General features: G+C 55.8%; 15 protein-coding genes. 6 read left to right on the forward strand and 9 right to left on the reverse strand.

Annotated elements, in window-relative coordinates; all coding sequences use genetic code 11:
* Window positions 1–197 precede the first annotated feature (197 nt).
* The 5 genes from N9C89_RS06485 to N9C89_RS06505 form a co-directional block, all read right to left on the reverse strand.
* Complete coding sequence (locus N9C89_RS06485; RefSeq protein ID WP_263953018.1) at window positions 198–587, reverse strand: VOC family protein; 390 nt, start codon at window positions 585–587, stop codon at window positions 198–200.
* On the reverse strand, window positions 587–1441 hold the full coding sequence (locus N9C89_RS06490; RefSeq protein WP_263953019.1) for an arginyltransferase: 855 nt from the start codon (window positions 1439–1441) through the stop codon (window positions 587–589). The genes N9C89_RS06485 and N9C89_RS06490 overlap by 1 nt, the downstream gene beginning before the upstream one ends.
* A gap of 75 nt (window positions 1442–1516) precedes the next feature.
* The gene (locus N9C89_RS06495; protein WP_263953020.1) at window positions 1517–1999 is read right to left on the reverse strand and encodes an RDD family protein; all 483 of its coding nucleotides are present in this window, start codon (window positions 1997–1999) and stop codon (window positions 1517–1519) included.
* A gap of 151 nt (window positions 2000–2150) precedes the next feature.
* Window positions 2151–2558 (reverse strand): DUF2852 domain-containing protein, encoded by a 408-nt coding sequence (locus tag N9C89_RS06500; RefSeq protein WP_263953021.1) that lies wholly within the window; start codon window positions 2556–2558, stop codon window positions 2151–2153.
* 111 nt (window positions 2559–2669) lie between these two features.
* Window positions 2670–3140: a YbaK/EbsC family protein gene (locus N9C89_RS06505; protein ID WP_263953022.1), complete on the reverse strand. Its 471-nt coding sequence runs from the start codon at window positions 3138–3140 to the stop codon at window positions 2670–2672.
* 102 nt (window positions 3141–3242) lie between these two features.
* On the opposite strand from N9C89_RS06505, the gene N9C89_RS06510 reads away from it, so the two are divergent.
* Together N9C89_RS06510 and N9C89_RS06515 are read left to right on the forward strand one after the other, a co-directional pair.
* Window positions 3243–6017, forward strand: coding sequence for a glutamine-synthetase adenylyltransferase (locus N9C89_RS06510; RefSeq protein WP_263953023.1), 2775 nt, complete (start codon window positions 3243–3245; stop codon window positions 6015–6017).
* Between the two features lie 5 nt (window positions 6018–6022).
* The gene (locus tag N9C89_RS06515; protein ID WP_263953024.1) at window positions 6023–6307 is read left to right on the forward strand and encodes a hypothetical protein; all 285 of its coding nucleotides are present in this window, start codon (window positions 6023–6025) and stop codon (window positions 6305–6307) included.
* 53 nt (window positions 6308–6360) lie between these two features.
* Here the strand turns inward: N9C89_RS06515 and eda are convergent, their stop codons facing one another.
* Both eda and edd read right to left on the reverse strand, forming a co-directional pair.
* Entirely contained in the window at window positions 6361–7002 is a 642-nt protein-coding gene (gene eda / locus N9C89_RS06520; protein ID WP_263953025.1) for a bifunctional 4-hydroxy-2-oxoglutarate aldolase/2-dehydro-3-deoxy-phosphogluconate aldolase, read from the reverse strand.
* Between the two features lie 78 nt (window positions 7003–7080).
* Window positions 7081–8886: a phosphogluconate dehydratase gene (gene edd / locus N9C89_RS06525; protein WP_263953026.1), complete on the reverse strand. Its 1806-nt coding sequence runs from the start codon at window positions 8884–8886 to the stop codon at window positions 7081–7083.
* Window positions 8887–9113: 227 nt separating this feature from the next.
* Between edd and N9C89_RS06530 the strand changes: the two genes are divergently transcribed.
* The 4 genes from N9C89_RS06530 to N9C89_RS06545 all read left to right on the forward strand — a co-directional run bounded on the left by N9C89_RS06530 (window position 9114) and on the right by N9C89_RS06545 (window position 11897).
* Complete coding sequence (locus N9C89_RS06530; protein WP_263953027.1) at window positions 9114–9284, forward strand: RSP_7527 family protein; 171 nt, start codon at window positions 9114–9116, stop codon at window positions 9282–9284.
* Between the two features lie 211 nt (window positions 9285–9495).
* Window positions 9496–10086 carry a DUF6778 family protein gene (locus N9C89_RS06535; RefSeq protein WP_263953028.1) on the forward strand — a complete coding sequence of 197 codons (591 nt, stop codon included), beginning with the start codon at window positions 9496–9498 and terminating at the stop codon, window positions 10084–10086.
* Between the two features lie 55 nt (window positions 10087–10141).
* Entirely contained in the window at window positions 10142–11341 is a 1200-nt protein-coding gene (locus N9C89_RS06540) for an RSP_2647 family RNA methyltransferase (protein WP_263953029.1), read from the forward strand.
* A gap of 13 nt (window positions 11342–11354) precedes the next feature.
* Window positions 11355–11897, forward strand: coding sequence for an RSP_2648 family PIN domain-containing protein (locus tag N9C89_RS06545; RefSeq protein ID WP_263953030.1), 543 nt, complete (start codon window positions 11355–11357; stop codon window positions 11895–11897).
* Between the two features lie 10 nt (window positions 11898–11907).
* Here the strand turns inward: N9C89_RS06545 and N9C89_RS06550 are convergent, their stop codons facing one another.
* Window positions 11908–13089 (reverse strand): vWA domain-containing protein, encoded by a 1182-nt coding sequence (locus N9C89_RS06550; RefSeq protein WP_263953031.1) that lies wholly within the window; start codon window positions 13087–13089, stop codon window positions 11908–11910.
* A 2-nt stretch (window positions 13090–13091) separates the two neighbouring features.
* The gene (locus N9C89_RS06555; protein WP_263953032.1) at window positions 13092–13256 is read right to left on the reverse strand and encodes a hypothetical protein; all 165 of its coding nucleotides are present in this window, start codon (window positions 13254–13256) and stop codon (window positions 13092–13094) included.
* Window positions 13257–13276 lie beyond the last annotated feature (20 nt).

Raw genomic sequence — 13276 nt, forward strand, 5'->3', positions numbered from 1 at the left:
ATATGAAGTATAGAGAAGGGCGCCCCGCGGGCGCCCTTTTTGCGTTTTAGGGAGTGTTTCACCGGCGCTGTGTAAAGCTCTGTGAGAATGTCGGAAATGGACAACGCTTACCGGAAAAAACACGCGCAGAGCGTGCATTTTGGTTCGAATAAGGAAACATATTGTTTCGCTATGCGTGTGTAATGAGCAGTGGGATGCTAGCGCGGTTGCAGCAAATCCCATGTATTGCCAAACGGGTCACGCCAGACAACAACTTTGGCGTATGGCTCATCGCGCGGCTCCTCAAGGAACGTGACGCCCGCGTCTTTCATCCGTGCAAAATCCGCGTCGAAATCATCGGTCTGAAGAAAGAACCCAACGCGCCCACCGGTCTGATTGCCAATTGCGGCTTCCTGCTCGGGGCCGTCCGCCTTGGCCAGAAGGATGCGTGTTGATCCCGCGCCGCTTGGCGCAACAACAACCCAACGTTTGGTTGGCGATTGTTTGGTGTCTTCGATAAGGGAAAAGCCAAGCACGTTGCAATAAAACGCAATCGCGGCGTCATAGTCTGGCACCACAAGCGCCACGAGGGAAATGTGCTGCGCCACTACTCTTTGAGCGATACAGGCGGACCGGCCACGCGGCTGTCGGGCAGGGCGATTTGCGCAACCTGTTCGGCAATCGGATCGGTCAGGAGTGGGTGTGTTTCCGCGTCAAACGTTTCGGGGTCATCGACGTTAACCCATTCGTTATCTTTAAACACCTCAAGAGCAGAGAAGCGCGCTTTGTAGCCCATCTTCGGGCTATTTGGCACCCAATAGCCCAGATAGACATAGGGGAGGCCAAGCTCGCGGGCGATCTCGATATGGTCGAGGATAATGTATGTGCCGACCGAGTTTTTAGCGAGATCGGGATCGAAGAAGGAATAGACCATCGACACACCGTCATCCAACACATCCGTCAGGCAAACGGCGGTTAGGCCAGTATCCACGTTGGGGGTATCATCCGGCGTTGTGTATTCAATCACGCGCGTTTTGATCGGCGTTTCCTCGATCATCGCGGCGAACTCAAAGACATCCATATCGGCCATGCCGCCGTCTGCGTGACGCGAGGCGAGATAATAGCGGAACAGTTCGAATTGCTCTTCGGTGGCCCAAGGAGACCGCGCGTCGCGTTTCAGATACGCGTTTTTGCGGGCAACGCGCCGCTGGCTTTTGTTGGGCTTGAAATCTGCTACACGGATGCGCGCTGACAAACAGGCTGCACATTCTGCACACGACGGGCGATAGAGCACATTTTGACTGCGCCGAAACCCTTGTTTTGACAGGCTGTCATTGAGATGTGTGGCGAACTCGCCTTGGAGCGAGGTAAACAGTTTCCGCTCCTTGCGACCATCGATATAGGGGCAGGGTTGCGGGGCCGTTACATAGAATTGCGGCGCAATGGGAAGACTGTGGCGCATGGTTACTCGTTTTGTTTCCTGTGCGAGAGGATAGCAAGCGAGTTTGCATGCGCCAAGCCCTAGCTAAAATTTGAGTTAATAGCGCGAGATTCTGTTAATCATGGCCGTGCCAAGGAGGTGATCGCCAAGGCCTTTGCCCTGCGGCGAGAGTGCCATGAGGCCGACCGACAGGATTTGCAGGATCACGACCGAGAACGACACGGTAAAGGCCAAGGTGTGCAGAAGTGCCATGGAGGTGTCGAGGCGCTCGCCGCGATGGGTGCGCAATTCGATCGCCATGAGCCACATACCTGGGGTCGCTGAGTTCTTTGCGATGGTGACGGTTCGGTAGACAAACCCGATCACCATAAATACCAGCGGTGCGATGAACGCCGCCAAAAAAGCGGTGAATACAATCACCAGTGCGGTCAGGATGCCAATGACGATGGTATCAATCACCCATGCGAAAAAGCGCTTGGCCGTCACATCCTGATAGAATTCGGCGTGAAACTCCGGATCGGGAAGGCCGGACGTGCGTTGGTTAAAATCTGATCTTTGGGAAAAATCGTCGTATGACATTTCGGTGTCCGTTGATGGGGGGAGGGCCGTTGGTGGAAGGTATACCTAGGTGGCGTATATCGGCCCCGCAGCGCGTTGGAAAGGCGGCGGGGCCGATGTGACACAGAGGGAGCGCTAAGGAACGGGGAGCGCTACACCCCAAGAAGCGGGATTAGGCTTCGATAGTGTCGTCCTGCTCTGATTTCTTGGCGTCGCGTGCTTTCTTCTCGCGCTCGTCCATAAAATCGTCGAACTCTGCTTTGTCCTTTGCTTCGCGAAGGCGCGTAAGGAACGCTTCAAAGTTTTGCTGCTCTTCTTCGAGGCGCGACAGCGTATCGGCCTTATAGGCGTCAAACGCGGTGTTGCCGGAGGAGCGGAAACTATAGCGGCGAGAGCGGCGGCCACAGCCACCATTGGATTTTGCGAACATGCGTTTACTCCAGATCATATATGCAAGAAGGGCGAGGCCAACAGGCCAGAAGAAGATAAAGCCGAGGATCATTGCAGCGATCCATGCGCCTTTCCCTTTTTCATCCAGCCAGGTTTCTGCCTGGGTGGGCCAAGTGCCGACGGTGCTCATGCGTGTCTCTCCTCTGTTTTGTTCAATGTGAAGCGTTTTCACATTAACAGAAATGGTCACGTAGCTGTGAAATGCAAGAGAAAATGTGAATGTTTTTTACATTAACTTTATTTATGCAATAAATTCAGATACTTCCGCGCCAGAAATTTTTGCGAGTGTTTCGGGGTTTGCCGCGAAAACGTGGTGTGGAGTACCCGCAGCAGCCCAGATTTCGTCGAACTGAAGCAGGGTTTTGTCGAAAAATGTGCGTGGTGGCGTGAGGTGCCCGATCGGGCTTACGCCGCCGATGGCAAACCCTGTTTGGGCGCGGATGAGTTTGGCGTCGGCCTTGCCCAAATCTGCGCCAACGAGAGCGCTGGCTTTTTCCGGACATACCTGTTGCCCGCCCGCTGTGATGAACAAAACGGCCTCGCCGGTTTCGGCATTGGCAAAGATAATGGATTTCGCGATCTGGTCCACATCAACGCCAACGGCATCTGCGGCGGCCTGTGCGGTTTTTGTGCCCGCGCTTAGCTCCTTAACGTTTTGGGGAAGGTTTGCGGCCTCTAGGGCGGCTTTTACGCGTTTCAGGCTTTTGCTCATGGGGTGTCCGTAGATGTGTTTTCTTTGCGCGGAGGGTTTCAAAAATTGCCTGTGGCTGCAAGCCGTATTGACGCCCCTCTGAATGGGCATCACGATTGCGCTATGACTTTTGCCAGCCGAATGACCCGTTCCCCGATTCCGTATGACCTCGAACGCAGCAAGGATGCGCTTGCCTGCGTGCCGCAGCTTGCACCGGAGCTTGCTGATTTGGTCGCAGGGGCAGGCGGGTGCTCGCCCTATTTGCTTCACCTCATGACACGAGAAGGCGATTGGCTCGCGGAGGCCTTGGCGGGGACGCCCGAGGACGCCTTGGCGAAAGTGTTTGCCGAGGTACGTGCGACCGCGCCAGATCAGCTTGGTGTCGCCCTGCGCGTGGCCAAACGGCGGGTTGCGCTCTTGGCGGGGTTGGCCGATTTGGCAGGGGTATGGCAGCTTGAGGACGTGACGGGTGCGCTTACTGATCTGGCTGATCTAGCAGTGGATCGCGCGATCAAAGCCGAAGTAACCCGAGAGGCCAAACGCGGCAAACTTCCCGGCTATGCGCGCGATACCGAAGAGGCGACAGGTGGCCTTGTGGCGTTGGCGATGGGCAAGATGGGAGCGGGGGAGTTGAACTATTCCTCTGATATTGACCTCATCTGCTTGTTTGACGAGAGCCAATATGACCCTGATCTCTATTTCGATGCCCGCACGAGTTTGATCCGCGCGACAAAACGCATGTCAGCGCTGCTGAATGACAATACGGCGGAGGGCTATGTTTTCCGCACAGATTTGCGGCTACGGCCTGATCCGAGTTCAACGCCTGTTTGTATGGCGATGGATCCTGCGGAGCGATACTACGAGAGTTTGGGGCGCACTTGGGAGCGGGCCGCGCATATCAAAGCACGAGCGGCCGCGGGCGATATCGAGGCGGGGGAGGCATATCTTAAACGGCTATCGCCCTTTGTCTGGCGCAAGCATCTGGATTTTGCCGCGATTCAAGATGCCCATGACATTCGCTTGAAAATCCGTGCGCACAATGGGTTTACGGGCGAAATCAGCCTACCAGAGCATAATATGAAGCTGGGGCGTGGCGGTATCCGCGAGATAGAGTTTTTCACCCAGACACGACAGCTGATCGCGGGTGGCCGCGATAAATCGCTTCGGGTGCGTGGTACGGTCGACGGTTTGGCCGCGCTTGCAGAGAAAGGATGGGTCGAGCCGGAAACAGCTGAGGTTTTGACCGACCATTACAAGGCGCACCGTGAAGTGGAACACCGCCTTCAGATGATTGCGGACGCCCAGACCCATTGCCTTCCAAAATCGGAGGAGGATTTCGAACGTCTTGCCAATTTCATGGGCGAGGGCGATGTCACAAAGCTCAAGGCCGATATCAAAGCGCGACTTGAAGAGGTTCATCATCTTACCGAGGGGTTCTTTGCGCCAGGGCTTTCGGTTCCTGAGCCGGAGCTTCCCGAGGAAACGCGCAAGATCGTCGAGGGGTGGTATGCTTATCCGGCGTTGCGCTCCGCGCGCGCAAATGAGATTTTCAAGCGTCTTAAGCCTGACCTCATGGCCCGCATACAGAAATCGGCCCGCGCGGATGAGGCGCTGCGCCAGTTTGACGGGTTTCTAAAAGGGTTGCCCGCTGGCGTTCAGCTGTTTTCGCTGTTTGAGGCCAATCCGCAACTTATTGATCTTATTCTTGATATCGTTGGCACATCCTCTGATTTGGCGAGCTATCTGTCGCGGAATTCAAGTGTATTCGACGCGGTGATTGGCGGGTCTTTCTTTAGCGATTGGCCGGGAAAAGAAGCACTCACCAAGGCGTTGACCGCGCAGCTTGCCCCGCTTGCAGATTATGAAAGCCGCCTTGATGAAACACGGCGGTGGGCCAAGGAATGGCATTTCCGTATCGGCGTTCATCACCTTCGTGGCTTGATTGATGCCGATCAAGCGGGCGCGCAATATGCGGATTTGGCCGATGCGGTGCTGGCCGCACTCTGGCCCGTTGTGTGTGAGAACTTCGCGGAGAAACACGGGCCGCTCCCGGGACGTGGCGCGATCGTTTTGGGTATGGGTAGCCTTGGGGCCGAGCGGCTGCATTTTCGCTCTGACCTTGATCTGATCGTTATCTATGATGCCGACGGTACCGAAGAAAGCGCGGGTCGCCGCCCCCTAATGGCAAGGGCGTATTATGCGCGCCTGACACAGGCATTTGTGACCGCTCTTACGGTTCCGATGGCCGAAGGTCGGCTTTATGAGGTTGATATGCGGTTGCGCCCATCGGGCAAAGCGGGGCCGGTCGCCACAAGCTGGGCCGCTTATCAGAGTTATCAGGAGACTGAGGCGTGGGTGTGGGAATACCTTGCGCTCACCCGCGCCAGACCAGTTGCAGGAAGTGCGGAGTTGGCGGCGGATTTTGACGCTTTCCGCAAACGGGTTCTGGTCGAGAAGGGCGATAAGGCGCGTGTGATCAAGGAAACAGGCGAAATGCGCGCGCGGATCAAAGCTGCGAAGCCTGCAAACTCCCCTTACGAGGCCAAACTCGGACAGGGGCGGCTTCAGGATGTGGAACTTACCGCGCAGGCAATCGCGCTTATGGCGGGATTTGATGGCCGCGGTGTGAATGCGCAGATTGCTTCGGGCGATTTGCGTGCGTCCGAGACCGAAGCATTGGTGAACTCAGGCGACCTGATGTGGCGGCTTCAGGCAGCGTCTCGCCTTTTGATGGAGCAGCCCGTGGGTGCCGATGAGATCGAACAAGGGGGGCGCGAGTTCCTCCTGCGCGAAACCGGTTGCAGCAGCGTTGCGGACATGGAAGAAACCGTCGCAAAGGTTGCCGATCAGGCCCGTGTGGTTATTGATCGGCTGTTTCCCGTTCCGGAGCAAGATTGACGTTTATGATTGATAAAACTCATAAAAACACGACCGCCGATCCCAAGGGGCTTATTCGCGAGAGCTTTCGGATTGACGGAATTAGCACGGCAGAATGCAGGTCGATCTTTATCGATTGGTCGTTGAGCTTGCCAAACGAAGTTGATCCGAAGGTGGCGATCGCCGAATTGCTGGAACAGCACAAAAGCGCGCCGCAAGATCATCCGATGCTGGAAATCCTGCGTGATGGGTTGTTGACGCCAGAGATCAAAGGGCGGCGGGGCGGTCGCAAGACGCGCGTTAAATCCTAGATGTGAAAAAGGGCGCCGAGGCGCCCTTGAAATAGCATAGCGATGCGAAAAACTCAGACCTGAAGGGCTACTGCTTCGCGAGCGAGTTTTTCGATCCCTGCCCAATCCCCAGATTGAACGAGGGTCTTCGGTGCAACCCAGCTGCCGCCGACGCAGAGCGTGTTGCTCAGGCCGAGGTAATCGGGTGCGTTGGCAAGGGATACTCCACCAGTCGGGCAGAACTTGACCTGTGGAAGTGGCGCACCGATTGCGCCGAGCGCCTTGGCGCCGCCGTTCGCTTCTGCGGGGAAGAATTTTTGCGTTGTATATCCACGCTCCAACAGGCGCATGGCCTCGGTCGACGTCGCAACACCAGGAAGCAGCGGTAGGCCAGCTTCTTCGCAAGCGTCGAGCAACGTGTCCGTCGCGCCCGGGGACACGCCGAATTTCGCGCCTGCATCAACTGCAGCTTTAACATCGTCTGGGGTGAGTAGAGTGCCAGCACCAACAACGCCGCCGTCGACTTTTGCCATCTCACGGATCACATCAAGGGCTGCATCTGTGCGAAGGGTAACTTCGAGCGCGGGCAGGCCGCCTTTGACAAGCGCTTCGGCCAAAGGTTGGGCATGGGCGGCATCGTCAACAACGAGTACGGGAACAACTGGGGCCAAACGGCAGATTTCTGCGGCACGGAGGCTGGCTTCTTGCGGGGTCACTCTTGGATCTCCTGAATGAATTGGGGCGCGGAAAGCGCATCTGTGTTGGGCCGTGGGGGCCTTATAGTGCGCGCTTGCCTAAACGACAACTGCTGCCCCGTCGGTTGACGCGCCAACGGTGTCTCGGAACACGGAAAAGAGTTCACGTCCAATGCCGTGGCTGTTGTCTGAAAGGTCCGGCGTGGCGGGTTGGCGCGCTTCGAAGTCATCTTCGAGCACGTTGATTTCGCCGGTGATTGCGTTGACTTCAACCATGTCGCCATCGCGGATTTTAGCAAGTGGCCCTCCGACTGCGGCCTCCGGAGACACATGGATTGCGGCGGGCACTTTGCCCGATGCACCAGACATGCGCCCGTCCGTCAGGAGCGCGACCTTCAAGCCACGATCAAGCAGCACAGACAGGCACGGCGTCAGGCCATGAAGTTCGGGCATGCCGTTGGATTTTGGCCCCTGAAAGCGGACAACGACCACTGTGTCCTCGGTGAATTCGCCAGCTTTGAACGCGTCTTTAACTGCATCTTGCGTGGTGAAAACGCGGGCGGGGGCCGTAATGTTTTGATGCTCTGTTTTTACGGCGGAGACTTTCATCATGCCAGTTCCCGCGTTGCCGGACAGGCGCTTGAGGCCACCGGATTCGCTGAACGGGTTAGATGCAGGTCGCAGAATCTTTTCGTTTTCCGAGCGGCCAAGCCCCTCAACCCATGTCAATTTGCCGTCAACCAGCTTCGGGTCTTGCGCATAGCGGCTAAGGCCGTCGCCCGCGACGGTTTTAACATCATCGTGCAGGATATTTTCGCCCAGCAGTTCACCGATGACAAACCCGAGGCCGCCGGCCGCATGGAAATGGTTCACGTCGGCAAGGCCGTTGGGGTAAACTTTGGTCATGAGCGGTACGACTTTCGAGAGGTCTTCGAAGTCTTGCAGATCAAGAATGATGCCCGCAGCGCGCGCCATCGCAGGAAGGTGCAGCACGAGGTTGGTTGAGCCACCCGTTGCCATCAAGCCGATGATGCCATTCACAAATGCGCGCTCGTCCAGAACGTCGCAAACCGGTGTAAACTCATTGCCAAGTGCAGTGATGGCCAGCGCACGCTGCGCGGCGGTGCGGGTCAGAGCCTCGCGCAAATCACCCTCCGGCGGCACAAAGCTTGCACCGGGAAGGTGCAGCCCCATGAATTCCATCAGCATCTGGTTGGAGTTGGCGGTTCCGTAAAAGGTACAGGTTCCGGCACCATGATAGCTCGCCATCTCCGCCGCCATCAGGGCATCACGCCCAACTTCCCCAGTTGCGAATTGCTTGCGCACCAGCGCCTTTTCATCATTTGGCAATCCACTCGACATAGGGCCTGCTGGAATAAACACCGATGGAAGGTATCCGAACGTTGCCGCTGACATCACCAGACCGGGCACGATTTTGTCACAGACGCCAAGGAAGACGGCGGAATCAAACGTGTTGTGGCTTAGAGCGATCCCTGCGGCCAGCGCAATTGTGTCACGCGAGAAGAGCGAGAGTTCCATGCCGACTTGGCCTTGGGTAACGCCGTCGCACATGGCGGGTACACCGCCTGCAACCTGCGCAGTTGCTCCTATTTCGCGGGCTGCTGACTTGATGGTTTGCGGATATGTTTCGAAGGGTTGATGGGCCGACAGCATGTCATTGTAAGCCGTCACAATCCCGAGGTTCGCGGCACGTTCCGCGACCAGAGCGTCTTTGTCGCCTCCCATCGCCGCATAGGCGTGGGCTTGGTTGCCGCAGGACAAATGCGCACGGCGCGGGCCTTCTTCGATGGCTTGCTTCATGCGGGCAAGATACTGCGTTCGGGTCGGACGGGACCGTTCGATAATGCACTCGGTTACGGCGGCTACAGTGGGATTCAGAGACATGTGACTTACCTTTGGGCCAGAGAGTCGTGTTGCTTCACCGGGCAGATAGCACATCCTGTTAGCGCTAACAACACCCTGCCAGACACTTCTTTTCAACGATAGCACATTTCCGGCCTCGATTGAGCCATTCGCTCAGCGCAATACGGAAATGTGAAACTGTCAGTGGTAAGGGCAGCTTTGTTGACCTAAATTAAGGTTAACGAAATTGAAGGTGATCGGAGACAAAAATGCCCGAAGTGACCACAGATATAGACATCGACGCAATCGACATGCACGAAATCGAAAAGCGCGCACACCGCATGCGTGCGGAAATGGCCCGCGACCTCGCAGTGGCATTGGGCCGCGCAATCGCGAAGCCATTTACGCTTCTAGGGCGCAAAAAGCCTGTTGCGGCATAAGTCAGCGGCAAAGCACGGCGAGACCTAACAACTAATTGAAGAGGGGCACGATTTTGTGCCTCTTTTTTTGTTTTCTTAACTGATTTGCAACGATACTCTTTCAGAAGATGAATGTTTTTAATGAGTTCGCTTCTGGTGATTTCAAAAATCGACCTGTATGAGCATTGGCTATGTGGTTGGTTCGAACCAGTTTGCGTTTTGGAGGATTTATATGTCTGTACTCAAGGCGACTATGGCCGTTGCTTTTGCTTTTGTTTTGGCCGCGTGTTCCGGCGGAGGCAAAACCAAATATGAGTTTACGGACGGAAAAATTCCGCAAAACACCTATACAGTTTCCAGTATAAACATCAGCGTGCCGGAAACACTCGTGGTTTCAGAGGCCAATCAGTACTACCCGAATGCGGATATCGTTTGGCGCGGTGATCCCCCTGGTGATCGCCACAAGCAAGTGAAAGCCATCTTTGAAGAGGGCATGGGCCGCGGTGCCAAGGCGCTCAGCGGCAGCAAATCCGTGAACGTAAATGTTCAGGTCACGCGTTTTCATTCGCTAACGGAGCGCGCGCGCTATGCTTACGGTGGCACCCATTCAATTCGCTTTATTCTATCGGTAACCGATGCCTCGACTGGGCAGCCAATTGCGCCCGCGCGCGAAGTTCATGCCGATCTGGAAGCATTTGGCGGGGATGACGCTGTTAGAGCCGATTTCAACGGACAAACCCAGAAGGTGCGCGTAACCAACCACTTGGCGCTCGTTATTCAGCGAGAACTCGCGGTTATTTACCTTGAGGAGAGCGGCGCATAGCGGTCTGGCGCGGAATGCCTCTTTCGCAGCGGTGTTTAACATCCTATGAGGGGGCATGACACATTCAGCCTATCCAACTGTCCGACTGAAACCCAAAGCAGAAGCGCGTGCCATACGGCATGGTTTTCCTTGGGTCTATGCAAATGAACTTGTAACGGATCGACGCACGAAAGCGCTCGAACCGGGAAGCATTGCGATTCTTGAAGACAGCGATCGCAAAGCCATGGGCGTTGTGACGGTGAACACAGGTAGCAAGATCATTGCGCGTATGTTGGACCGCAACCCGACCGCGACAATCGATCAGAACTGGTTCGAGACACGCTTTGAGCGTGCTTTGGCCCATAGGACAGCGCTGTTTGACGAACCATTCTATCGGCTCGTGCATGCCGAAGCTGATGGCCTGCCGGGTGTGATTGTTGATCGCTTCGGTGATGTTGCCGTTATCCAGCCGAATGCCGCTTATGCAGACGGCATGTTCGACGTTCTTGCCGCAGCGCTCGAGCAGGTGAGCGGCGTCTCGGTCATCGTGAAAAACGGGTCTGGCCGTGCGCGATCGCTTGAAGGGTTGGACGAAGAGTTGACGGTTGTGAAGGGGAGCATCGATGCCCCTGTTCCGGTTCCGATGAACGGCGCAACCTATATGGCAGATATCCTTGGCGGACAAAAAACAGGCCTGTTCTTTGATCAACGGCCAAACCACGCTTTTGTGCAACGGCTTTGCAAAGACGCAAAAACGCTTGATGTCTTTAGCCATGTTGGCGGATTTTCTCTCGCCGCGCTCGCTGGAGGCGCTAAATCGGCTCTTGCTGTGGACAGTTCCGCAGCCGCACTCGCGCTCGCCGAGCAGGGTGCAGAGGCCAGCGGGGTCGCTGATCGGTTTGCGACTCGCAAGGGCGACGCCTTCGCAATGCTCGAAGAGCTGGCCAAAGAGGGCGAGATTTTCGACGTGGTCGTATGCGATCCACCTGCGTTTGCGCCAAGCAAAAAAGCGCTTGAGGCGGGGCTACGCGCCTATGAACGCGTCGCGCGATTGGCAGCGGCTTTGGTGAAACCCGGTGGCTACCTAACGCTTTGCTCCTGTTCCCATGCTGCTGATCTTACAAAATTCCGCAACGCCAGCGCGCGGGGTATCGGACGCGCGGGTCGGAGAATGCAACTTGTCCGCACAGGATTCGCAGGCCCTGATCACCCGCTGCTCCCGCACCTTGCTGAAAGCGGGTACCTCAAATCGCTGACGTTCCGCCTCGATATCTAAGGGTTTTTTTGCAGTGAAAATCCTACTTGATGCCTGCGTTCTCTATCCGACTGTCATGCGCGAGGCGTTGATTGGTGCCGCTAAAGCGGGGCTCTACACACCGCTTTGGTCTGAACGGATATTGGAAGAATGGGCGCGCGCAACGATCAAACTAGGGGCAGGTGCGGAAACAATTGCTCGTGGTGAAATTGCTGTCCTGAAGGCTCAGTTTCCAAATGCAAGCGTGTCTATCGCAAAGGGCGTAGAGGCGCGGCTTTATTTACCTGATCCGAATGACATTCACGTGCTGGCGGCTGCGGTTTCCGGCCATGCGGATGCGATCGTCACTCTTAACCGCAAAGATTTTCCCGCGCATATTTTGGCTGAGGAAGATGTGAAGCGATTGGACCCTGATCATTTCCTGCTCGATCTGTTTCAACGCGACCCCGACGCGATGCAGGATCTTGCCGAGCGTATCCGGCTCGAAGCAAGTCGTTTGTCGGGTGAAGATCAAGACATGCGCAAGCTCTTTAAAAAGGCAAGGCTGCCGCGATTTGCCAAGGCAGTATCTTTTTAAAATTAAAGGCTTAGGTCAGGATTTTCATGCCCTTTGTCAGCCCCTCAAGCGTCATGGGGACCATACGATCTTCAAAAATATCGCGGATCATTTGCGTGGATTGCGTGTAGCGCCATTGTGCTTCTGGTACAGGATTAATCCAAAGGTGGCTTGGCCATTGCTGACACGCACGGCGCAGCCAGACCTCGCCAGTTTCCTCGTTCCAATGCTCATTTGCCCCGCCACGATAGGCAATCTCATAAGGTGACATCGCGGCATCGCCGACAAAAATGCACTTATAGTCGCTGCCAAATCGGCGGAGCACCTCCCATGTGGGCGTTTGCTGATTCCAGCGGCGGGCATTGTCTTTCCAAACACCTTCATAAAGGCAGTTATGGAAATAGTAATGTTCGAGATGCTTGAATTCGCTGCGTGCGGCGCTGAACAATTCTTCGACGAGCTGAATATGGGCATCCATGCTGCCGCCAACATCTAGAAATAAAACGACTTTTACCGCGTTGTGCCGCTCGGGGCGGGTCTTGATATCAAGGAAGCCATTGTGCGCGGTTGCGCGGATTGTAGCGCCGAGATCAAGCTCTCCGTCCGCACCGGAACGCGCCCAGTTTCGCAACCGTTTCAGCGCGATTTTGATGTTTCGCGTTCCAAGTGCGACCGTGTCGTCAAAGTCTTTAAATTCTCTTTTATCCCAAACCTTTACGGCGCGTTGATGGCGGCTCTTGTCTTGTCCGATCCTCACGCCCTCGGGGTTATAGCCATGGGCGCCAAACGGCGATGTGCCGCCGGTGCCGATCCATTTGCTGCCGCCTTGATGGCGCTCTTTTTGCTCGGCAAGTCGCTCTTTCAGCGTTTCCATCAATTTCTCAAACCCGCCAGCGGATTCGATTTGGGCTTTTTCTTCTTCGCTTAGGTGCTTTTCGGCAAGTTTGGTAAGCCAGTCGGCGGGGATATCAACGGCATTTAGCACATCATCGACCGATATTTCGGCCAAGCCGCTAAAGCTTGCAGAGAAGGCGCGGTCGAACCGGTCGATATGGCGCTCGTCCTTCACCATGGCCGCGCGGGAAAAGTAATAGAATTCGTCGATGTCGTATGTGGCGATTCCTGCCTGTAACCCACGGAGAAACATCAAAAATTCCCGTAGAGTCACGGGGACATTTTCCGATCTTAGGGTTTCAAAGAAGCGCAGAAACATCCTTAGGCCATGCGGGTCACGAGGATTGTGAGGAACATGCCGACAACGGCGAAAATGAGTGCGAAAACAACCATGTACTGCGCGTAATCAAGGGGTTTCCCATCGCGACGGCGTGCGAGCAATGCGCCAACTAAAGCACCGGCAAGCAAAGCGAATAGTGTGTTCATGTGGATCTCCAGTTCGGCCC

The sequence above is a fragment of the Halocynthiibacter sp. SDUM655004 genome (assembly GCF_026015885.1).
In the GTDB taxonomy this organism is placed as follows: Bacteria; Pseudomonadota; Alphaproteobacteria; order Rhodobacterales; family Rhodobacteraceae; genus Falsihalocynthiibacter; species Falsihalocynthiibacter halioticoli.